We start from the raw sequence: 19,963 nt of genomic DNA on the forward strand, positions 1-19,963 counted from the left end.
CCTGCGTGTTATACTCCTACTTTTTTCACACAACGGGTATTTTTGCCACCTTCTTGACATTTTTCAAAAGTAATTTTCTTATTAACAATTTCTTGAATTGTGGTTAACGCCTTCTCTTGAACTGGTTTTGGAACCATCGTGCCAAAATTCCCTAACTTTAGTATATCTGATTTTTCTAAACCTATCGTGTAAATTTGACCTTTAAGTTGATTTTGTTTTGCTAGTTCTGCTAAAAAAGCTATTGCTAAATCCAACCGTTTAACAGCACTTGTCAAAACAGCTTTTGGTGCAACTTCTAACTGATCTAGAGTGTTACCAAAAGCATAAACTCCTTTTTCACTAGCTGTTTGCAGGACAGCAGGTGAGGCATTGTCCAACCACTGATAGATAACATCAGCACCGGAAGAAATAATTGCAACAGTTGCTTCTTTTGCTTTAGCAACATCATTCCAATCGCCTGTAAATGTAGAGCTAATTTTAATATTGGGTTTGACGGATTTTGCCCCCAATTCAAAACCACGAAATTCTTGTTGAGTTGCTTCAAATTCTTGTCCTGCAATATATGCTAACTTATTAGATTTCGTCATTAATGCACCGATAATTCCACAGACGTAGCTTGCTTGGAGGTGATCTATTCTCAAAGAAGCTATGTTGGTACCGCTAACAGCTCCATTGACACCAAGAAAAAAGGTTTTGGGAAACTTGGGTGCAACCTGTTTAATTGCCGCATCAAATTGACCTCCATGAGCAACAATCAGGTTATACCCCCGACGTGCAAAATCTGAAAGTGCTTCTGTTTGGTCTGCTTGTGGAACTTGTTCAACATAAGCCGTTTCCGCACCCAGTTTTTGTTTGGCTAGCTGTAAGCCCTCATAACCAGATTGGTTCCAGGCTTTATCTGCGATCGCTCCAGGAAGTGCGATCGCCATCTTAAATCCTCCACTATCTCCTGTGTTTGCTGTATTATTACTGCAAGCTTTCAATAATAAACTAGTGCTTAAGGTAGCTGAACTGTATAAAAAAAACTGACGCCTGCTAAAGTTTGCCGTCATAGATATACTCTCACGAGGTATAAAGTATAAAGAATAAAGGAGAAAGCCACAATTTTCCATCTAACGTAACGATCCATGACAACATCAAAGACAGTTCAGCAGTTACAGGCTCAATGGATAACCCCTGAGAACTTTCGCCGCTACGGACAAGTGATTTTTCCCAGCCAAGACGGGAAACACTTTGATGGAGAAGATGCTCAATTGCTATTAGATAAAGGCATCCCACGCTTTTATATCATGCAATTGCAAAGTAGAGGGCGGAAATTTCATAAAATCACCCGCCACGTTCAATGCACTCAATGCTTGGGTTCATTGGAAGGAAAAGATTGGTTGATGGGAGTTTGTCCTCCTAAGAATAGTGCGAACGAACCAGTCTTAGAGGATATTGCAGCTTTTCGTATCCCAGGAAATTGCTTTATAAAGTTAGAAGTAGGAACTTGGCATGCCGGACCTTACTTTGAACATGAAGTTGTAAATTTTTATAATTTAGAATTGAGCGATACCAATGTTGTAGACCATTTCACTCACGATTTTCTCAAGAGTCATAATGTGGAATTCGAGATGGTGTAATTTTGAATGCACCGTAAAAGATTGCTTAAATTCTGTTTTGAGAAGCACTTTCCTCAAGAACTGAATAAAAGCAGCATAGAAATATATAAAAAAATACACGCGTGCTAAGCTCCTCGCCATATATAAAGTGAGCCCTTAACTCCGTTGAGGGAGTTGGGCTGAAGGTGAGGGGGAGCGTTCCCGCCACTGCATCAAACGACTTGTAAAATCATGGAATGAAATCTTTGCCTTGTCTCAGCTTTTAGATATCGCTCTTGTAAAGGTTGCCATTGCTGCCATAACTGATAGCGATTCTCTGCTAGCAAACCTGCAAGTGCGGGTAACTGAGTTTGAACATCAGATTTCAAAGCATGACCGAGCCATCCTGCCAAAACAACGCTATCTTGCATTCCCCCCAAAATTTCTTGAATGCTTTTGATGTCTTGCATATACGCCGTGTAAGGCTCATCATATATGTCAGTAAATAGTTCCATCTGGTAGCGCAGGCGTTTGGCTTGTTTCCGCAAACTGTGAAGAGTTTCCCCATTGTCTGCCAATTGTTGCTCTACTTTTGCTGCTTTCAAATTTTTGGAAATAACAATTTCTGTTTCCTCTAACTGTGTTCCAATCAGCCATCCCGGATGCAACAAAAATTCACTAATTTCGGGCAAAAGTAAATCTGGTAACACTTGCTCAATTGCCATACATCCAAGTGGTTGATATATTGGTTCTTCTAACCACTCTTGCAATTTCTCTTTGAGAGACTTGTAACGTTCATCTTTTAAAGTTGCTTTTACGTCAGAGACAGCATTCTCACGTTGTTTGCCCAACACATCCAAAGCAGTTTGCAATTGTTCCTGTTCTTTCCGAGGTAAACGCGGTTGATACAGATTTTCCAAAGTTTCTTTAAGCACATCCAAATCTCTAAGATTGCCCAAGCAACGTGCTATTTTCCCAATATTTTTATTGCTAGCTGCTTTTGGCAAATCTAAAGCCGGAGCAAAGCTAGTTACACTAGTACGCAAGCGCCGCATTCCTACTCTCATTTGATGCAATGCTTCGGGATCTTTATCTTTTTTAACTGCTGATTCCCACTTTACGGTTTTCTTCAAATGTTTTTGAAGGGCTGAATGAGCACAATTTCCTAGAGTTTTTTTTAGTTTCGGTTTTGAAGCTAATGTCATAGTAGTTGATACACCTACAATACCAATATTTGATTGCACGAAATTATTGAATAGTATCATTTAGTTAAAAATGTACATAGTGCTTTGATAGCCGAGCCTATTATTTCTTTAGATTTTTTTAACGTATATTTTAGCTTTTTCTATTACTTTAGTGTCTTTTTCTATCAGTTGTACTCATCCATATGAAAGATTCTTAAGTTTATTCAACTACTTTATTGATTTGTGGCTTAATTAGGACTTCTACCAATTCCCGCGTATCTTTGAGACAAATGCGATTCTCCCAACCTCCTTTTATTTATAGGTACTAGGGGGCTCGTTGTGTAGCGATCGTTTGGTGAAATGGTATTACATATAGCTCACCTTTTTAAGGTGGTTTGGGAATCTACAACGCGTAGAAGCTCCACAATACCGTTGATATTGGGTAAGACCCATTCTTATAAAAAGCTTACGGTAAATACTGATGCTATAGTTGTACAGGCAACAACAAAACCTTTGAAGACCGCTCGATTCATGTAAAATGCAAAATACACCTTCTTTGATACATCAGGTCCTGCTCGCATTCAGTAACAATAACTTTACAAAACATAGAGACGATCTTTCTGCGGTTCTATTTACGAAAGAAAAATATCTATGGCTGGGTTCAGATGAAACCTCAACTCTTGAGCGTCTCTCTTTAAAAGAAAATAATCAATTTGGAGAACACAAACAATTTCGGGTGGCAAATTTTATAAATTTACCAGCGCCAGAAGAAGAAGAGATCGATATAGAAGGGCTTGCTCTTAACGAACATTATTTATGGCTTGTTGGTTCTCATAGCTATAAACGCAAAAAACCCAAGCTTGATAAATCAGAGGAAAAAAATATTAAAAGACTGGCCAAAGTTGAATCAGAACCTAATAGATATTTCATAGGACGTATTCCCTATATAGATGGAGAATTATTTACATCCCATCCTCACCCTACAGAACCCCAGAAAATATTGTCTGCAGCCAAATTGGAAGTCACTAAAAACGGTAACTTGCTAATGGAAGCACTAGTCAACGATTCCCATTTAGGCTTTTTTGTGCAAGCAGCAATTCCTGGAAAAGACAATGGTTTTGATGTTGAGGGAATCACTGTTTATCAAAATAAAATTTTTTTGGGTTTGCGCGGTCCCGTATTGCGGGGCTGGGCGATCGTTCTAGAAATAGAATTAGAAGACTCTAGCCCCGGACTGATGAAATTAAAAAAAATCGGAGAAGAAGGACAGAGGTATAAAAAGTACTTCCTTTCTTTAAATGGTTTGGGAATAAGAGATATCTTTTTTAACGGTCAAGAGTTTATTATCTTAGCAGGACCTACTATGGATTTAGATGGTCCCGTACAAGTGTATAGTTGGAAAAATGATGGAAATTTGCAAGACAATATCTTGCATTATCCAAAACTTGTACTTGATATTCCATATGGCAATAGAGACGACCACGCAGAAGGAATAACTCCATATCAAGATATCACTGGGGTTCCTTCATTACTGGTAGTTTATGACTCTCCCAGTAAAAAGCGGCTGGTGGGCGAGACAGGCGTGATGGCAGATGTATTTAAGTTAGAGGCTACAAGTTAGTTGATATTGCTTGTACCGGACAAGTGGGAATACACTGTTCGCAAACAATACAGCGCGATCGCGTAAATGTCAGCTTGTAACTATGTGTGTCTAGGTTCAGGGCTTCTGTGGGACAGACGCCCGTACACAAACCGCAATGAACGCACAAGTCTTCATCAATTATGATTTCTCCTAATGCCTGAGAAACATTGATATTTTGCGATCGCATCCACTCTATTGCTGCATCCAATTCATCAATATCGCCAGACAGTTCCACTACCAATTTACCAATTTGGTTGGGAGCGACTTGAGCGCGGATGATATTTGCTGCGACATTAAAGTCTCGCGCCAATCGGTAAGTAACTGGCATTTGAACGACACGTCTGGGAAAAGACAGGGTAACTCGTTTTTTCACGTTTTTTTCTAGTAATTTTTGCAAATAAATAGCACTGACTCTATTCTAGAAGTACCGTTTTGCTAACTAAACGCCCCAAACAACAAGTTAAACTGAAGATACTGGCACTTAATAAGTTTTAATAATTTTATTATGAGTACGGAATCACCTGTTAACTCAAAAGAAAAATCTGAATTCCCTCTCGGACAGCGCTTGCGTAACTTCTTAGTTGCAATAGTCGCGATCGCTCTTAGCGTTGCTCTGGTGTTGGGACTGAAGACAGAGACAACCTCCGCTTCTTTAACTCAGTTAGACGAACAGTCCACACCTTTGGAAGTCGCGTTAACCAACAACAAACCCTCATTTGTAGAATTTTACGCGAACTGGTGTACTGTCTGTCAAAAAATGGCACCAGATATTGCACAGCTAGAACAAGAGTATGCTGGCAAAGTTAATTTTGTCATGCTGAACGTAGATAATACCAAGTGGTTGCCAGAAATGTTGAAGTACCGGGTGGATGGTATCCCTCACTTCGTCTACCTGAGTAAAAATGGCGAACCTCTTACACAGGCGATTGGCGATCAACCTCGTACAATATTATCAAGCAATTTAGAAGCTTTAGTTGCCGATTCTCCTCTGCCATATGCTCAAGCAAGTGGCAAAATTTCCCAGTTTTCCGCACCAGTCGCACCAACAAACACTCAAGACGATCCCCGCAGTCACGGAAGTCAAGTTGTTAAATAAACTACTGTTCGAGGAAAAAACTAAATTAAGGTGCAATCATTTGTAAATTGGGAATTTCTAGGAAGTCTTTGATGTTGTGAGTGACTAGCGGTAAGTCGTAACGTAGAGCCGTTGCAGCAATCCAGGCGTCTTGGGGTGAAATCGGTCTTCCCGCGTTTTGTCGATAGGCACAAACCTGTGCCCATTCTCGACAAAGCGGTCGATCCACTGGAATAATAAGGTAATTCGATAGGTATTGTTCTAACTGGGTGAGACGACGCTCTCCCCACTGACGCAAGATTGCCCACTGAAACAGTTCAGCGACGCTCATGAATGACAATGCCAATTCCTGACCACTCAAAAGTGGTAGGTAAGGGTCGGCATAATTACTACCTTTAAGGATGAAGGAAGCAATGTCAGTATCAATCAGAAAAAGACTCATGGTAGTTTAGTTAGATTGCTTCTTGGCGCTGTTGTCGCAGGAAAGCGAGAAAATCTTCAATAGAGTCTTCTTCAGGCCAAAAATCGGCAGCAAGGTTTTTGAGGTTATCAACAGTTGTGGGAGGATGCTTGGCAAGTAGTTGCTTCAGTGTTGTACCTTGGAAAAACTGGGTACTAAGGGTTTTAAGATCGGGTTGAGAATTTGAGGATGAATTGCTTTGGGTAAGGATTTGCAGCAGTTGTTGGCGTTCTGTAGATGAGAGTAGTTGGATGGCAGCAATTACGGCTTCAAATTGTGGAGTCATAGTGTAGTTTTGTGGTTGTCTGCTTCTATGTTATTTGAACTCAATCAATTCACAAGCCTTATCTCTTTATTCCTGCTGTGACTCCAAAATCCCGCTACGAATTATTAATTGAGGCCAAATCAGTAAGAAAAATCCCATCCATACTAAGATGGGTATACTGACGAAAATAGTAAACCAAATAGTTTTAAATAATACCCAACTGCCACCAATCAAAGTCACACCTGTTAGAAGAATGGACCATGGTTGACACCACCAAGGTTTGTATTTCCAAGGATTGATAGAGTTTTGCTCAGACATTGTAAAAAATTAATTAAGACCACGAATTTTAATTTTACAATACTACTCCCTTGTCAGCCTTAGATAGCAAACTGTACTGCATTTAGAAGAACGATCGCATTCTTCAATCTATCCAAAAGCGATCGTGTGCCAAAATTATGAAGTGTCAATAGAGACCAATCATACCATGTTAGGAAAGTTACTAGATGGGCGTTATAGAATTGTCCGCGTTCTTAGCGCTGGGGGATTTGGTGAAACCTATATTGCTGAAGATACAAGAAGAGTGGGCAACCCTATGTGTGTTGTCAAACGCCTGAAACCCGCTAGTAACGATTCCAACTACTTGGAAACTGCCAGACGGTTATTCTACAGTGAAGCGGAAACCCTGGAAAAGCTAGGTGACCATAACCAAATTCCCAGATCGTTGGCTTACTTTGAAGAAGACGAAGAATTCTACTTGGTACAAGATTTTATTGACGGGCTACCACTGAGCGCCGAATTGCAAACCAATCAACGTTGGACCGAATCTCAAGTTATCGAATTCTTAAAAGATGTTTTGAGTATCTTAGAATTCGTTCACAGCTATGGAGTTATCCACCGCGATATTAAACCTGATAACTTAATCAGACGGCATAGAGATGGCAAATTAGTATTAATTGACTTTGGTGCTGTTAAGCAAGTGCAAACGCAACTAGCAACAAGTCAAACTCAAATGCCTCCCACCGTTGCTATTGGTACTCCCGGCTATATGCCAGCTGAGCAAGCACAAGGTAGACCACGCCCAAATAGTGACATATATGCTTTAGGTATTATTGGCATTCAAGCCCTAACAGGGTTGTATCCAACTCAACTACAGGTAGATCCCAACACAGAAGAAATTGTTTGGAAACACCAAGCTCAGGTTAGCGAAAGATTGACAGAAGTTCTCAGTAGAATGGTATGCTACGACTGTAGAAAAGACCGCTACCAATCAGCGACGGAAGTTCTACAAGTCCTGCAATATCTAGCAAATCCTTTCCCACCAACACAACCTGTAGTTAGCTACGAATATCAGTCAAAGAGGGAGACAAACCGTCCCAACTATACCCCAGCGCCACCAAGAAATCTTTCTCAGAGAAGACTTACTTCCACGCCACAGATTCAAGTTTCATCTGAGAGACTGCAACAGGTGGCAAAAATTGGACTTATTCCTTTCATTGTGCTGCCAATTGTATTTCTTTTGTGGGGTCTGTTTGTAAGATAGTGATACCAGATATATGGAAGTTAATTAATACGGTCATATGGTTAACTTAGTATTAAATTTAACAGATGTGCTAGCACAGGTGAACTTTGGGGCAAATTCGGCAAGTGTGTTAGGTATTGTTGTTTATTTTGCAGGTACAGCTTTATGTTCCCTTCCCTTATGGCGTCCACACCTTGCCCGATATTATGACATCCTCTTTGCTCAATTAGCTTTAATCTGTAGTTTGATTCTTGTGTTTCAAGGATGGCGGCTCGATCCGATTCTACAGTTTGGTCAACTTTTGCTAGTAGCATCAGCTATTTTCTCTACGATTGAATGTATTCGCCTGCGTTGAGCGGATAAATCAGTAAAAAGATATATTAAGCATTGCCAAAATGTAACTAGGAGGGTGAAATGGTAAACTTGGAATTGAGTTTGGGCGGTGTATTAGCACAGGTCAACTTCGGATCGAATTCAGCATCTTTGTTAGGTATTTTTCTTATGATTTTGGCATTAGTTATGCCCTTGGTTCGCGGAATACCAGCAAGAAGTCATGACACTTTTTTTTCTGTAGCTGCTGTAATTTCTGGTTTTATACTCATATTTCAAGGGTGGCGACTCGATCCAATTCTACAGTTTGGTCAACTTCTGTTAGTAGGAATTACCATTTTCTATACAGTTGAAAGTATCCAGATTCGCCGAAGTAATAGACCTTAAAGTATGTTCATTATTTTATTGTAATAAGTAGTACAAAATTGAAGATATACAGCAGATTTCAACTTGGTGAGGTACAAAAATTACCCCCCTCTGTCCCCCCTTACTAAGGGTGGATGAAAGGGGGGTGTACCTCATTCAGATGCAAAGCGCTGTAGGATTTTTATTTTATTGATGAACTATATGTAGGTAGAGCTAAAGCTCACCACTAAGGCTTTTGTGTGGGAATGCCCACCCTACAGTACTTAAAATTTTTCACATATTATTTATGATTCCTATAGCAGCTATTTTGCTCATTATGGGAACGCTAATTAGGTGGGATTTAAACCCCACCCAGTTGCTTGTTTTCACTTCTTTTCCACAAGATCGCGAACCAATTGAGCCAACCTGTCCGCACTGTCGGGAACAGCGATCGCTTTTGCGGCTCTCCTCATCTTTTGCAACTCTTCTGGATTTTGCAACAACTCCAACACTTTGGAACGCAAACGCTCATCGGTTAAATCCGATTGTTGAAACATAATTGCTGCACCAACCGAGGTAAAAACCTTTGCATTGTAAGTTTGATGGTCTTCTGCTGCAAAAGGAAAAGGAATCAAAATCGCAGGTGTACCGCAAACTGCCATTTCTGTTAAACTTCCAGCACCAGAGCGAGTGATTGCCAAGCTTGCCCTTTGCAACAGTGCTGCCATATTATTATAAAATGGTAAACAAATATACTGTGGATGCTTCAGGCTTTCTGCATCTGGGTCTTTATCACCGACTAAGTGAACAACCCAAGCACCAGCATCAAACCAAGCACTAGCAGACTGGCGTACTAGTTTGTTGATAGCAACAGCACCCTGACTTCCACCAAAAACAACGATCAAAGGAGCTCCTTCTGGAATAGATAAATCCAGCGATGCTGCAGTGGCTTCGTCTAAAAATTGCGATCGCACGGGAGTCCCGGTGCAAACAGTTTTGGCGCGAGACAAGTACTGACTCGCCACTTCAAATCCAACTGCTACCGCATTACACCAAGGTCCAAAAAAACGCGTCACCTTACCAGGTAAGGCGTTGGATTCGTGAAGAATGACAGGCAAACCTAAAGAACGTGCAGCAATGACAGCAGGTCCAGCAATGTAACCGCCCGTCGTAAAAACTCCCTGAAAGTTTCCCTGTTGTAAGATTTTCCTAACTTGCAAAACCGAACCGATAAGTCTTCCCAATACTTTAATGGATGCCAGCCCAAAGCCTTGCTGAAATCCTTCTACTGAAATAGTATTCAAGGGATACTGTTTGGGAACTAGCTGTGTTTCTAACCGATTTGGAACACCCAGCCATTCTATTTGATAATCGCTCAAGTGTTCGGCAAGGGCAATTGCGGGAAACAAGTGTCCGCCAGTGCCACTAGCAGCTATTAATAAACGTATAGGAGTATGTGCCATCTCACCATTTTCACCCCAAAAGCACCTAGATTAACTTAAGATTAAACAATTTCCTTGCCTACTGTAGATAAATTGTCGAACCTATCACCAATGCGTAATAACCTAATTCCCTTTCTGCACCAACGCAAACCGAGCCGCTTGCTAGCCATTTCCCTACTGGCATTTGGTTTGCTAACAAGTTTGAAATGCGCTCAAGCCAGTACGGTTCCAAATGCACCAGCCGAAGTCCAAAACTTACTGACACAAGTTGATACTGCAGCTAGCCGGGGCGATCTCAAAGGAGTTATTCAGTTCTACAGCCCTAATTTCACTCACAGTGATGGCTTAACCCGTCCAAGCATGGAAAAAGCTCTCACGAGCCTTTGGCATCGGTACTCAAAATTGAAATATACCACTCAGTTGCAATCGTGGAAAGCAGAGGGTAATGCGATTGTCGCTGAAACAGTCACCAATATTACTGGAATGCCGTCTGCTACCAGTAACAACATGGCTCTCAACGCCACCATTAGATCGCGCCAGCGCATTGCAGGTGGAAAAATTGTGCGTCAGGACATCTTATCCGAGCGCACTTTGCTAACCTCAGGTGCCAAACCACCTCAAATTGAGTTGAAACTCCCCCAACAAGTCAAAGTTGGTCAGCAGTATAACCTAGATGCCATTGTTCAAGAACCCCTTGGTGATGACTATCTTTTAGGCGCAGCACTAGAAGAACCAATTAAGCCAGAAAAGTACCTAACTCCCACACAAGTGGATTTAGAATTACTGTCCTCTGGGGGAATTTTTAAAATTGGACGCGCACCAATGGTTCCCGGTAGCCAATGGATTTCTGCTGTTGTTATGCGGGGAGGTGGAACGACAATGATCACTCAACGGCTTCAAGTTGTAAATAGATAATCATAAATTATGAATTATGAATTATAAATTATGAAATAATTAATTCATAATTCATAATTCATAATTCATAATTCATTATGTTTTCTCTGGAAAATCAGATCGTTTTAATTACTGGTGCAAGCAGTGGTATAGGCGCGGCTTGCGCCAAATTATTTGCAGCCGCAGGCGCAAAACTAATTTTAGCGGCAAGAAGGTTCGATCGCTTGCAGCAGTTAGTAGAAGAACTCAACAAAAACTTTTCTACTGAAATCTATTCATTACAATTAGATGTACGAGAGATAGCCGCAGTAGAGTCTGCTATTTCTCAATTACCTCCCCCTTGGTCTGATATCGATATATTAATAAATAATGCAGGTCTGAGTCGTGGGTTGGATAAATTCCATGAAGCCAGTATTCAGGATTGGGAGGAAATGATTGATACTAATATTAAAGGTTTGCTCTATTTAACTCGTTTTGTTGTTCCCGGAATGGTAAGTCGCGATCGCGGTCACGTGGTGAACATTGGTTCGATCGCCGGACATCAAACCTATCCCAATGGAAATGTCTACTGTGGGACTAAAGCTGCTGTCAAAGCAATTACTGAAGGTTTAAAACAAGATCTCTTGGGGACATCGATCCGCGTCACCTCCGTCGATCCGGGGATGGTAGAAACAGAATTCAGCGAAGTCAGATTTCACGGCGACGCCGAACGCGCCAAAAAAGTTTACCAAGGAGTGACTCCCCTGACTCCGGATGATGTCGCAGATGTCATACTTTTCTGCGTGACCCGACCAGCCCATGTCAATATTAATGAAGTGATCTTGATGCCAGTTGACCAAGCTAGCGTAACATTGGTCAACAGGAAACAGTGATATTTGGGGATTGGGCATAGTAAAATAAAGTTTATGTTTCCAAATTTTCTACCTACAACCGTTACCCAACTGACAGAACCCGCGTCAATTGCTCTCGCTCAAAGCATCCAGCAAACTGCGATCGCAACTCCTTTGACCACACAACCAATAACCACTACCTACGTACAGCAAGGGAGTGGGGGTGTACCTTTGCTATTGATTCACGGTTTCGATGGTTCCGTGTTTGAATTTCGCCGTCTCATACCTCCACTTGCAGGGCAAAATGAGACATGGGCGGTGGACTTGTTAGGATTTGGGTTTACGGACAGACCTGCAGGAATAAAGTTTAGTCCCAGTGCCATTAAAACCCATCTCTATTATTTCTGGAAAACCCTAATTAACAAACCTGTCATTTTAGTAGGTGCTTCCATGGGAGGCGCAGCTGCTATTGATTTTACCCTCAGCTACCCAGAAGTCGTTCACAAGCTCGTGCTAATTGACAGTACGGGTTTGGTAGGTGGTCCGCCGATAAGCAAATTCATGTTTCCACCATTAGATTATTTAGCAACAGAGTTTTTACGAAATCCAAAAGTCAGACAAAGTATAACGCGCACTGCTTATAAAAACAAACAGTTAGCAACACTAGATTCCCAACTCTGTGCATCACTTCACCTTGAATGCTCTGATTGGAACAAAGCTTTGATTGCTTTTACTAAAAGTGGTGGATATAGTGCATTTAGATTTACAACTCTATCACAAATCGTTCAACCAACGCTCATCTTGTGGGGAGATTCCGACAAAATTGTAGGTACTAGAGATGCAAAAAGATTTAAGCTAGCAATTCCCAATAGCAAACTGATCTGGATTAAAGATTGCGGTCATGTTCCTCATGTAGAACAACCGCACATGACCGCTCAAAATATTTTAGAATTTCGCTAGCTCTTTCAGATGGGGCTACTTTCTTGTACTAATCCAGCAACCACATTTGAGAATTAGTATTTTCAACAGACTCATCTTTTGGCTTGTCTGGCAGTTTTGGTATTGTATATGATTTTTTATATTTAGATGGTTGAATAATTCCTTTATCCGCTTGTGGTGATGGTTGAACGGGTCGTCGGTCTGGTGTTACCGATGGTTGAATGGGTCGTCGGTCTGGTGTTACCGATGGTTGGATAGATCCTCTGGCTGCAGGTGTTACTGATGGTTGAACGGGTCGTCGGTCTGGTGTTATCGATGGTTGAATAGATCCTCTGGCTGCAGGTGTTACCGATGATTGGATAGATCCTCTAGCTGCAGGTTTTGCTGATGCTTGAACAGTTTCTTTTTCTTGCTTTAAAACACTTATTTCTTCAGTTAACTTAGAATTGGCTTGCGCTAGATGAATAGCTGCATTTTTAGCTTCTTCTACTTCCGATTTCAACCGTTCCGATAATTCTTTCTGCTTTAATAAAGCAGATTGTAATTCAATAATTTTTTCTTGAAAACTGACTTCATTTTGTCTGGCTTTATCCAAAGAGTCTCTTAACTCTTTGACTGTCGCTTCTAACTGCAAATATTTTTTATCTACAGGAGATTCTAAAGGAACTAGGGGTTGCTCGGAGTTGTCATTTACTGTAGTTGCAGTAATTTCAATAGTAGGTGTAGCCCCTAGAGGTGAAAATTTTTGCGCTTCTTGTTGCAAATCAGAAATGCTTTCCTGCATCATTATTTCCCCTATAACCCTTTAAATTCTGAGCGACATGGCAGAATCTTAACCCCAAGGGAAACCGATCCACCATTCCTAAATCCTAACCTGTTATTGTTGGAGTGGCGATTATTTTTACTTAGCACAGCGGCTCATAACCCTTTTTTCATACAAAAGGTAGAATTGAGAAGCGCTTGATTCCATAATCTACTTATGCAAGGAATATACAATTTGCCAGATGGACCGAAAACGCCTCTGTTTGTGAGGTTAATGCAATTTATCTTTCAGCCACTGGAATATGTAGAAGGACTAACCAAAAACTATGGTGATAGCATCACAGTTTTTGGGGAAAAAGGAACTCCTATCGTATATTTCACTCAGCCTCAAGCGCTGCAGCAGATTTTTACAGCAGATGCTAGCTGTTTGGATGCGGGTAGAACAAACAGCAGTTTAACTTTTTTGTTTGGAACCAACTCCTTGCTCTTACTTGATGGAGAACGACATCAGCGCCAACGCCAACTTTTAACTCCTCCCCTGCATGGCGATCGCATGCGAGCATACGGAGAGACTATCCGCACAATTACTTACCAAGTCATGGAATCTTGGAAGATTGGCAAGCCTTTGGTTATTCGGGAGTCGATGCAAGAAATCTCCCTACGCGTCATTTTACGAGTTGTGTTTGGTTTGGATGAAGGACAGCGTTTGGAAGAACTCAGGCAAAGGCTCACGTCTCTGCTAGACTTTATCAATTCTCCCTTGATGTCTGGTGCTACCTTTTTTGACTTCTTTATGAAGGACTTAGGAGCTTGGAGTCCCTGGGGTCGGGTTTTGCGCCAAATACAAAAAATTGACACACTCATTTATGCTCTCATTCAAGAACGAAGAACGGAATCAAACCAAACTCGCCAAGATGTCCTCAGTTTAATGATGTCTGCTCGTGATGAAAATGGTGAAGCCATGTCTGATGTTGAGTTGCGCGATGAGTTAATGACACTGCTCGTCGCCGGACATGAAACCACCGCTTCGGCTTTAACATGGGCATTTTATTGGGTCGATCGCTTACCAGAAGTCCGTAACAATTTACTGGCAGAACTCGAAACTCTGGGTGAAAATCCAGATCCAACGACTGTTACTAAATTGCCCTACTTAACAGCAGTTTGCCAAGAAACTCTCCGCATTCATCCTATTGTGATGAGTGCTACTCCTCGTATTGTGCGCTCCCCAATAAAAATTATGGGTTATGACTTGCCAGAGGGAGCAGTCATTGTTCCTAGTGTGTACTTAGCGCACCATCGGGAAGAAGTTTACCCGCAACCAAAGCAATTTAGACCGGAACGCTTTTTAGAGAAGCAATTTTCTCCATACGAGTATTTGCCTTTTGGGGGTGGCAATCGTCGCTGTATTGGTCTGGCATTTGCTTTGTATGAAATGAAACTTGTATTGGCAACAATACTTTCACAATTTCAAGTTTCTCGAATTAACAAGCGTTCCTTGCGTCCTGTACGTCGTGGTCTGACTATGGCAGCACCAGCAGGAATGCGAATGGTGGTAACACCTAGCTCTATAAGACAACTAACAGCTTGAAAAGTTAACTTTTATGAGTACAATTAATCTACCTAACGGTCCGAAAAAGCGTCTTCCACTGCAATTGATGAAGCTGATTTTTCAACCAATAAAATATGTAGAAGATTTTTCTAAAAATTACGGCGACAACTTTACTCTATGGGGTGGTAAAACTTCCCGCATTGTCTACTTTAGCCATCCCCAAGCCGTACAACAGATTTTTAATGCGGATTCTAGTTACTTGGATGGTGGTAGGGGCAATGGAATACTTAAGTTTTTGTTAGGAGAAAATTCAATTGTTCTTCTAGGTGGCGATTCACACAAACGTCAGCGTCAACTTCTCGCTCCTCCCTTTCATGGCGATCGCATGAAAACCTACGCAGTAGCTATCCGTGAAATTGCTCGCCAAGTGAGTCACTCGTGGAAGATAGGTCAGCCATTTAACATCCGTGCTTCCATGCAAGAAATTACTTTAAGCGCTATCTTGCGAGTGGTATTTGGTTTGGATGAAGAACCCCGTCTGGATAAATTACGCTACCTATTGAGTTCATTACTGGAATCTATTAGTTCTCCTTTTGTATCGGCAATTTTATTTTTTCCATCCCTACAAAAAGATTTAGGTTCTTGGAGTCCCTGGGGTCGATTTTTGCGCCTGCAGCAGCAAATTGATGAGATGATTTATGCTTTGATTCAAGAAAGAAGAGCAGAGTGTAACCAAAATCGGCAAGATATTCTCAGTTTGATGATGTCTGCACGTGATGAAAACGGTGAGGCGATGACAGATGAAGAGTTACACGATGAATTAATGACTCTACTTGTAGCAGGACATGAAACCACTGCTACGGCATTAACGTGGGCGTTTTATTGGATTGACTTTGTTCCTGAGGTTCGTGAGAATTTACTAGCAGAACTCAATCTCCTCGGCGATGACCCAGATCCAAGTACCATTGTAAAATTACCCTATTTAACAGCAGTCTGCCAGGAAACCTTGCGGATTTATCCTCCAGCAATGGTTGCTTTTCCACGTGTGGTGCGATCGCCAATGGAAGTTATGGGCTATAACCTCCCAAAAGGAACAAGCGTTATTGTCAGTGTATACTTAGCGCACCATAGAGAAGAAGTTTACCCACAACCAAAGCTGTTCAAACCAGAACGCTTTTTGGAAAGACAATTTTCTCCATACGAATATTTACCCTTTGGTGGTGGAAATCGCCGTTGTATTGGCATGGCATTTGCTCAGTATGAAATGAAAATTGTATTGGCAACAATTCTTTCACAATTTCAAGTTTCCCGAGTCAACAAGCGTCCCGTGCGTCCCGTGCGCCGTGGATTGACTATAGCAGCACCCGCAGGAATTCAAACGATCGCAACTCCTACGCTCAAGCCTGCAAAGAGTCCGTTGCTCGTGTAATAAGTCCCCCAATACACACAGTACAAACTAAGTAGCAGCTTTTTTGGGACTTTCTAAATAGTAGTGCCATAGAATCCTTGCGGCGACAGCACGCCACGGTCGCCAAGTTTCTGCGATCGCTTCGAGTTCCTCTGGAGTTGGACGGTACGTCCAACCTTTGATTTTTTGTAAGGCTATGGCGAGTGCTAAATCTCCTTTGGGAAAGACATCAGGACGTTGTAACGCCATCAGTAAGTAAATATCAACAGTCCAGTCTCCAATCCCTTTAATGCGCTTGAGTTCGGTTCTGATAGTAGTTTCGTCTAACGTTTCTAGCCTATCTAAATCAAGCTGACCGCAGGTAATTGCGTTTGCTAACGCACGACCGTAAACTATTTTTTGCCGACTAAAGCCGATTTCTTTCAATTGCACATCGTTAAATGTCAGAAAATTGTCGGGTGTCAGGGGCACAATTATCCCACACAAACGGTTGAACACAGCCCTTGCAGCCGCTAGGGATACTTGCTGCTCTAAAATAATACGGAGCAGTGTTGGAAAACCTGCTTCTCTACTCCAAAGCGGTGGATGTCCAAAAATGTCTAGAATCCTAGCAAAATCGCGATCGCGACTGGCGAGTTCCATCAAACCCAGTCTCAGGTTTTCTTCTGTTAAAGATTCTAAGTGAGTCACCATAAAAGATACTTAAAGAATGATAGTACCTGAAGCTAAGCAGTAGATAGAACACATGACTAAACTTATTGAATACGAACAAGCGAGTGATGAAGTTCGCTCAGTGTACGATGACATTCGTGCTACCCGCAAGACCGATTACATCAACAACTTTTGGAAAGCTATAGCCAACCATCCCCCTACTTTACACCGGACTTGGCAAGCCGTGAAAGAAGTGATGACGGCTCCTGGTGAACTCGATCCACTAACGCGTGAGTTAATTTATATAGCGGTGAGTGTTACAACTGGTTGTGAATACTGCATTGCCTCACATACAGCCGCAGGACGTGCAAAGGGTATGAGTGATGAGATGTTTGGCGAACTTATGGCGATCGTCGCTACAGCCAATATGACAAATCGCCTTGCTAATGGTTACAGAATTCCAGTTGATGACCAGTTTCAGACTTAAGAATTAACTTTGGGGAAGAAGAAACATCAAAAAGTAGGAAAAACAGCAGCCAGTTGCTTCTAGTAGTTAGTCTTTTGCTGTTTAACAATGCCAAGTCATAATCTATAAATAGGCTGTAACAAGGTTCTACCCTAAGGGTATATCGCTACTCCCCAAATATTCCCTAGCCTAAAGGTAAGCTTTTTATTTAAGGATAGGGAAAAAAGAATATGACAACTAACGTTTCTCCTGAGATTAACAAAAACCCCAATAGCTCTTTGTGGATTGGTATTCTGTTAATTGTTTTGGGCATTAGCGCGATCGCAATGCCAGCTGTTTCGACAATTTTTGCAGAGACGTGGGTAGCTTTGATACTCATCTCTTCAGGAGCAGCAAAACTTTCCTACGCAATACAAACCCGCGAGCAAGGAGGCTTCCTTTGGAAGCTCCTATTAGGCGGTCTTTACATAGCAACGGGTATTATGCTGTTCATTTACCCCTTCACGGGAATCCTGACACTGACCTTGTTGCTTGGTAGCTTTTTACTAACAGAAGGTGTATTTGAGTTACTTTTGGCATTCCGCCTGCGTCCCCAAGAAAGTTGGACTTGGGCATTGGGTAACGCTATTGTTACCTTAGTACTTGGTGCTATGATTTGGTTTCAATGGCCTGTTGATGCGCCCTGGGTTTTGGGAACACTCGTTGGAGCTAGCGTTCTATCCACAGGTGTTTCACGTGTCATGATGTCACTGAATGCACGCAGTACAGTTAACTCCGACCAAGCTGCAGGTGCTTAAACTGTAAATGCTCTGAGGGATTTCCAAGAAATAAATTTTCCATCTTGTGGAACGGGCTTTAAAAATCTGCATCACCAGAAGTTTTGGGAGAAGTTTATTTGGAAGTCCCTATGTTTTGGATGCTGATTGGTTTGCTTTCTTTAAACGTTTTTGTTGGTACATTTGCCGATCCGCCTGCGTAATTAACTCACCCAGAGAGAGCGACTGAGTGCGATCGTAATACTGAATTCCAATACTCATAGAAATTTGAAATGATTGGTGTTGATGCTGATTAAAGTCATCGATTTGAGCTTGCAGCCGTTGTACTAATGTCTCCGGAGTCGGGTTAATTCCTTGCATCAGCACGACAAATTCATCACCTCCAATTCTCCCTAAAGTATCAGAGTTGCGAAAAGTTTGTTTAATTAAGTTCGCAGATGTAACTAGAGCAGCGTCTCCTAACTCATGTCCCAAGTTGTCATTGATGTGTTTGAGTCCATCTAAGTCGATGAACAACAGCCCTACAGGAATTTGTGTCAGTTGGGCTAACTGTAATTGTTGTTCGGCTACCACAAAAAAGCCACGTCGATTGTACAATCCAGTTAATTCATCAGTTAGAGAGAGGCGACGAACTTCAGCTTCCGCAGCTTCGCGTTCTTTGATTTCTCGTTGTAAGGCAATAGTACGGTCTTGTACGCGTTGTTCTACTTCTGAATAAATCCGTACATTCTCCATTGCTACGGATGTCGTGTCTGCTAGTGCTTGTAATACCTTTACCTCTTCTAAAGTCGGTTGATGATACATCGCCCAGTAAATTCCGATAGCACCAATCGGATCTTGAGTCCGGATTGGTACCATGACCATACTTTTAACAAAGGTAGGTTTGTAGACAGCATAAGGCACTCTCTCGTCAATTGCCACATTGGGAATAATTGCAGGTTGACGGTTTAACATAGTCCAGCCACTAATGCAAATACTCATAGGAAATTTTTGACCTTTCCATAGAGGGGCAATAGCATCCTCATCAGCGTAGTAACAGCAATCGTTTTCCCGAAGTACAAAACTAGCTCCATCTGATGCTGTTAGTTCTCGTGCAGCTACCCGCACAATTTCCATAATTTTGTCTAAATTAGGGGCTAGTGAAAGTTCTTGAACTACCTCTAACAGATGTTCCATTGCCTGTACGTATTGACTGGCAGGATTGTTGTTTTCAAATTTTAGCAGCGCTTGATAATACAATAGCAAGGAAAAATTTTTGGTCATATATCCCCTGGATTTCAAAAAAATCAGTCGAGGGGTGATATAGTAGCTAACTTGCGTTAAAGAAAAAAGTTTCTTCTATCAAAATAGTGGAAAATACAGACTACTGAATGATGGGATAATGACTGCGTTCATAGAACAACGGTCAAATCTTTTCAGTAGAGGGATAAGGGTAACAGATCGGCTATTTAATGGTTTGCGTATTTCTACCAACCCAATATTAGTCAATTAAAATTTTGAGCTTTAACAGACAAGTTATTGAATTGCTACTTGCACACCTTAATTAGAGTCATTCCTAACAAGTGAACAGTGCCCGCACTTTATCAGGGTGTCTTTTGGGAAGAAGCAAATATCAAGTCGTTTCTTGTAAATTCGTGATTGTTTTCCAGGCTTTTCTTGCCATCATTGTACTTTTCACTAGCTGGTGAACATAAAATACCTCTTAGGAAGCAGTTATAATTCATAAATACCTAACTTAAGGTAGAAGATCTTTAAATTAATTATTATACTCTTTGGACAAGGATTGCCAGCCTATCTCACTCACGTATCGCTAAGTGGTAATAATAAAAACCTAAAACTCATAAGT

Annotated in this window: 21 protein-coding genes and 2 pseudogenes; 13 read left to right on the plus strand and 10 right to left on the minus strand. The window is 41.5% G+C overall.

Features of this window, described 5'->3' with window-relative positions; all coding sequences use genetic code 11:
* Positions 1-8: 8 nt before the first annotated feature.
* Complete coding sequence (locus tag AB0756_RS07545) at positions 9-1,052, minus strand: BMP family protein (protein ID WP_038088932.1); 1,044 nt, start codon at positions 1,050-1,052, stop codon at positions 9-11.
* 75 nt (positions 1,053-1,127) lie between these two features.
* Here AB0756_RS07545 and AB0756_RS07550 point away from each other — a divergent pair, with 75 nt between their 5' ends.
* Positions 1,128-1,622, plus strand: a complete 495-nt coding sequence (locus tag AB0756_RS07550) for an ureidoglycolate lyase (RefSeq protein ID WP_038088935.1) — start codon at positions 1,128-1,130, stop codon at positions 1,620-1,622.
* Positions 1,623-1,813: 191 nt separating this feature from the next.
* Here AB0756_RS07550 and AB0756_RS07555 read toward each other — a convergent pair whose 3' ends face one another.
* Entirely contained in the window at positions 1,814-2,785 is a 972-nt protein-coding gene (locus tag AB0756_RS07555; protein WP_038088938.1) for a CHAD domain-containing protein, read from the minus strand.
* A gap of 517 nt (positions 2,786-3,302) precedes the next feature.
* Between AB0756_RS07555 and AB0756_RS07560 the strand changes: the two genes are divergently transcribed.
* A complete protein-coding gene (locus AB0756_RS07560) occupies positions 3,303-4,385 on the plus strand; it encodes a DUF3616 domain-containing protein (RefSeq protein ID WP_038088941.1) in 1,083 nt (360 codons plus the stop codon).
* Here AB0756_RS07560 and AB0756_RS07565 read toward each other — a convergent pair.
* On the minus strand, positions 4,375-4,779 hold the full coding sequence (locus tag AB0756_RS07565; protein ID WP_038089079.1) for an NIL domain-containing protein: 405 nt from the start codon (positions 4,777-4,779) through the stop codon (positions 4,375-4,377). The genes AB0756_RS07560 and AB0756_RS07565 overlap by 11 nt on opposite strands.
* Before the next feature lie 132 nt (positions 4,780-4,911).
* Between AB0756_RS07565 and AB0756_RS07570 the strand changes: the two genes are divergently transcribed.
* The gene (locus AB0756_RS07570) at positions 4,912-5,502 is read left to right on the plus strand and encodes a thioredoxin family protein (protein ID WP_038088944.1); all 591 of its coding nucleotides are present in this window, start codon (positions 4,912-4,914) and stop codon (positions 5,500-5,502) included.
* Positions 5,503-5,527: 25 nt separating this feature from the next.
* On the opposite strand, the gene AB0756_RS07575 is transcribed toward AB0756_RS07570, so the two are convergent.
* The 3 genes from AB0756_RS07575 to AB0756_RS07585 form a co-directional block, all read right to left on the minus strand.
* Positions 5,528-5,923 carry a type II toxin-antitoxin system VapC family toxin gene (locus AB0756_RS07575; protein ID WP_038088947.1) on the minus strand — a complete coding sequence of 132 codons (396 nt, stop codon included), beginning with the start codon at positions 5,921-5,923 and terminating at the stop codon, positions 5,528-5,530.
* A gap of 10 nt (positions 5,924-5,933) precedes the next feature.
* Positions 5,934-6,227, minus strand: coding sequence for a hypothetical protein (locus tag AB0756_RS07580; RefSeq protein WP_038088950.1), 294 nt, complete (start codon positions 6,225-6,227; stop codon positions 5,934-5,936).
* Positions 6,228-6,293: 66 nt separating this feature from the next.
* Entirely contained in the window at positions 6,294-6,524 is a 231-nt protein-coding gene (locus tag AB0756_RS07585; RefSeq protein ID WP_050046395.1) for a DUF6737 family protein, read from the minus strand.
* Between the two features lie 166 nt (positions 6,525-6,690).
* Here AB0756_RS07585 and AB0756_RS07590 point away from each other — a divergent pair, with 166 nt between their 5' ends.
* The 3 genes and pseudogenes from AB0756_RS07590 to AB0756_RS07600 form a co-directional block, all read left to right on the plus strand.
* On the plus strand, positions 6,691-7,746 hold the full coding sequence (locus AB0756_RS07590) for a serine/threonine-protein kinase (RefSeq protein WP_082051817.1): 1,056 nt from the start codon (positions 6,691-6,693) through the stop codon (positions 7,744-7,746).
* Positions 7,747-7,783: 37 nt separating this feature from the next.
* Positions 7,784-8,077: pseudogene (locus AB0756_RS07595) on the plus strand (Ycf66 family protein); the annotation flags it as partial.
* Between the two features lie 62 nt (positions 8,078-8,139).
* Positions 8,140-8,424: pseudogene (locus AB0756_RS07600) on the plus strand (Ycf66 family protein); the annotation flags it as partial.
* 362 nt (positions 8,425-8,786) lie between these two features.
* On the opposite strand, the gene murG reads toward AB0756_RS07600, so the two are convergent.
* Positions 8,787-9,863: an undecaprenyldiphospho-muramoylpentapeptide beta-N-acetylglucosaminyltransferase gene (gene murG, locus AB0756_RS07605; RefSeq protein ID WP_038088957.1), complete on the minus strand. Its 1,077-nt coding sequence runs from the start codon at positions 9,861-9,863 to the stop codon at positions 8,787-8,789.
* A gap of 90 nt (positions 9,864-9,953) precedes the next feature.
* Between murG and AB0756_RS07610 the strand changes: the two genes are divergently transcribed.
* The 3 genes from AB0756_RS07610 to AB0756_RS07620 all read left to right on the plus strand — a co-directional run bounded on the left by AB0756_RS07610 (position 9,954) and on the right by AB0756_RS07620 (position 12,526).
* Entirely contained in the window at positions 9,954-10,757 is an 804-nt protein-coding gene (locus AB0756_RS07610; RefSeq protein WP_038088960.1) for a Cif family virulence factor, read from the plus strand.
* Between the two features lie 77 nt (positions 10,758-10,834).
* Positions 10,835-11,608: an SDR family oxidoreductase gene (locus tag AB0756_RS07615; protein ID WP_038088963.1), complete on the plus strand. Its 774-nt coding sequence runs from the start codon at positions 10,835-10,837 to the stop codon at positions 11,606-11,608.
* Positions 11,609-11,641: 33 nt separating this feature from the next.
* The gene (locus AB0756_RS07620) at positions 11,642-12,526 is read left to right on the plus strand and encodes an alpha/beta fold hydrolase (protein ID WP_038088965.1); all 885 of its coding nucleotides are present in this window, start codon (positions 11,642-11,644) and stop codon (positions 12,524-12,526) included.
* A 28-nt stretch (positions 12,527-12,554) separates the two neighbouring features.
* On the opposite strand, the gene AB0756_RS07625 is transcribed toward AB0756_RS07620, so the two are convergent.
* Positions 12,555-13,292, minus strand: coding sequence for a hypothetical protein (locus AB0756_RS07625; protein ID WP_137986473.1), 738 nt, complete (start codon positions 13,290-13,292; stop codon positions 12,555-12,557).
* A 192-nt stretch (positions 13,293-13,484) separates the two neighbouring features.
* Here AB0756_RS07625 and AB0756_RS07630 point away from each other — a divergent pair, with 192 nt between their 5' ends.
* Positions 13,485-14,855 (plus strand): cytochrome P450, encoded by a 1,371-nt coding sequence (locus AB0756_RS07630; protein WP_038088968.1) that lies wholly within the window; start codon positions 13,485-13,487, stop codon positions 14,853-14,855.
* A gap of 13 nt (positions 14,856-14,868) precedes the next feature.
* A complete protein-coding gene (locus AB0756_RS07635; RefSeq protein WP_038088971.1) occupies positions 14,869-16,245 on the plus strand; it encodes a cytochrome P450 in 1,377 nt (458 codons plus the stop codon).
* A 27-nt stretch (positions 16,246-16,272) separates the two neighbouring features.
* Here AB0756_RS07635 and AB0756_RS07640 read toward each other — a convergent pair whose 3' ends face one another.
* The gene (locus AB0756_RS07640) at positions 16,273-16,917 is read right to left on the minus strand and encodes a DNA-3-methyladenine glycosylase family protein (RefSeq protein ID WP_038088974.1); all 645 of its coding nucleotides are present in this window, start codon (positions 16,915-16,917) and stop codon (positions 16,273-16,275) included.
* Between the two features lie 52 nt (positions 16,918-16,969).
* On the opposite strand from AB0756_RS07640, the gene AB0756_RS07645 reads away from it, so the two are divergent.
* Positions 16,970-17,362 carry a carboxymuconolactone decarboxylase family protein gene (locus AB0756_RS07645; RefSeq protein ID WP_038088976.1) on the plus strand — a complete coding sequence of 131 codons (393 nt, stop codon included), beginning with the start codon at positions 16,970-16,972 and terminating at the stop codon, positions 17,360-17,362.
* Between the two features lie 209 nt (positions 17,363-17,571).
* Complete coding sequence (locus AB0756_RS07650) at positions 17,572-18,138, plus strand: HdeD family acid-resistance protein (RefSeq protein ID WP_038088980.1); 567 nt, start codon at positions 17,572-17,574, stop codon at positions 18,136-18,138.
* 108 nt (positions 18,139-18,246) lie between these two features.
* On the opposite strand, the gene AB0756_RS07655 is transcribed toward AB0756_RS07650, so the two are convergent.
* Positions 18,247-19,380 carry a GGDEF domain-containing protein gene (locus AB0756_RS07655; protein WP_050046398.1) on the minus strand — a complete coding sequence of 378 codons (1,134 nt, stop codon included), beginning with the start codon at positions 19,378-19,380 and terminating at the stop codon, positions 18,247-18,249.
* Positions 19,381-19,963: the final 583 nt, after the last annotated feature.

The sequence above is a fragment of the Tolypothrix campylonemoides VB511288_2 genome, from assembly GCF_045999855.1.
GTDB lineage: Bacteria > Cyanobacteriota > Cyanobacteriia > Cyanobacteriales > Nostocaceae > Scytonema > Scytonema bouteillei_A.

Excerpts from the sequence above, each read along its gene's own strand:
- AB0756_RS07640 (WP_038088974.1), bottom strand. The coding sequence starts at position 16,917 with ATGGTGACTCACTTAGAATCTTTAACAGAAGAAAACCTGAGACTGGGT.
- AB0756_RS07575 (WP_038088947.1), bottom strand. The coding sequence starts at position 5,923 with ATGAGTCTTTTTCTGATTGATACTGACATTGCTTCCTTCATCCTTAAA.
- AB0756_RS07645 (WP_038088976.1), top strand. The coding sequence starts at position 16,970 with ATGACTAAACTTATTGAATACGAACAAGCGAGTGATGAAGTTCGCTCA.
- AB0756_RS07560 (WP_038088941.1), top strand. The coding sequence starts at position 3,303 with ATGCAAAATACACCTTCTTTGATACATCAGGTCCTGCTCGCATTCAGT.
- AB0756_RS07615 (WP_038088963.1), top strand. The coding sequence starts at position 10,835 with ATGTTTTCTCTGGAAAATCAGATCGTTTTAATTACTGGTGCAAGCAGT.
- AB0756_RS07625 (WP_137986473.1), bottom strand. The coding sequence starts at position 13,292 with ATGATGCAGGAAAGCATTTCTGATTTGCAACAAGAAGCGCAAAAATTT.
- AB0756_RS07620 (WP_038088965.1), top strand. The coding sequence starts at position 11,642 with ATGTTTCCAAATTTTCTACCTACAACCGTTACCCAACTGACAGAACCC.
- AB0756_RS07585 (WP_050046395.1), bottom strand. The coding sequence starts at position 6,524 with ATGTCTGAGCAAAACTCTATCAATCCTTGGAAATACAAACCTTGGTGG.
- AB0756_RS07650 (WP_038088980.1), top strand. The coding sequence starts at position 17,572 with ATGACAACTAACGTTTCTCCTGAGATTAACAAAAACCCCAATAGCTCT.
- AB0756_RS07545 (WP_038088932.1), bottom strand. The coding sequence starts at position 1,052 with ATGACGGCAAACTTTAGCAGGCGTCAGTTTTTTTTATACAGTTCAGCT.
- AB0756_RS07580 (WP_038088950.1), bottom strand. The coding sequence starts at position 6,227 with ATGACTCCACAATTTGAAGCCGTAATTGCTGCCATCCAACTACTCTCA.
- AB0756_RS07550 (WP_038088935.1), top strand. The coding sequence starts at position 1,128 with ATGACAACATCAAAGACAGTTCAGCAGTTACAGGCTCAATGGATAACC.
- AB0756_RS07630 (WP_038088968.1), top strand. The coding sequence starts at position 13,485 with ATGCAAGGAATATACAATTTGCCAGATGGACCGAAAACGCCTCTGTTT.
- AB0756_RS07590 (WP_082051817.1), top strand. The coding sequence starts at position 6,691 with ATGTTAGGAAAGTTACTAGATGGGCGTTATAGAATTGTCCGCGTTCTT.
- AB0756_RS07555 (WP_038088938.1), bottom strand. The coding sequence starts at position 2,785 with ATGACATTAGCTTCAAAACCGAAACTAAAAAAAACTCTAGGAAATTGT.
- AB0756_RS07635 (WP_038088971.1), top strand. The coding sequence starts at position 14,869 with ATGAGTACAATTAATCTACCTAACGGTCCGAAAAAGCGTCTTCCACTG.
- AB0756_RS07610 (WP_038088960.1), top strand. The coding sequence starts at position 9,954 with ATGCGTAATAACCTAATTCCCTTTCTGCACCAACGCAAACCGAGCCGC.
- AB0756_RS07655 (WP_050046398.1), bottom strand. The coding sequence starts at position 19,380 with ATGACCAAAAATTTTTCCTTGCTATTGTATTATCAAGCGCTGCTAAAA.
- AB0756_RS07570 (WP_038088944.1), top strand. The coding sequence starts at position 4,912 with ATGAGTACGGAATCACCTGTTAACTCAAAAGAAAAATCTGAATTCCCT.
- murG (WP_038088957.1), bottom strand. The coding sequence starts at position 9,863 with ATGGCACATACTCCTATACGTTTATTAATAGCTGCTAGTGGCACTGGC.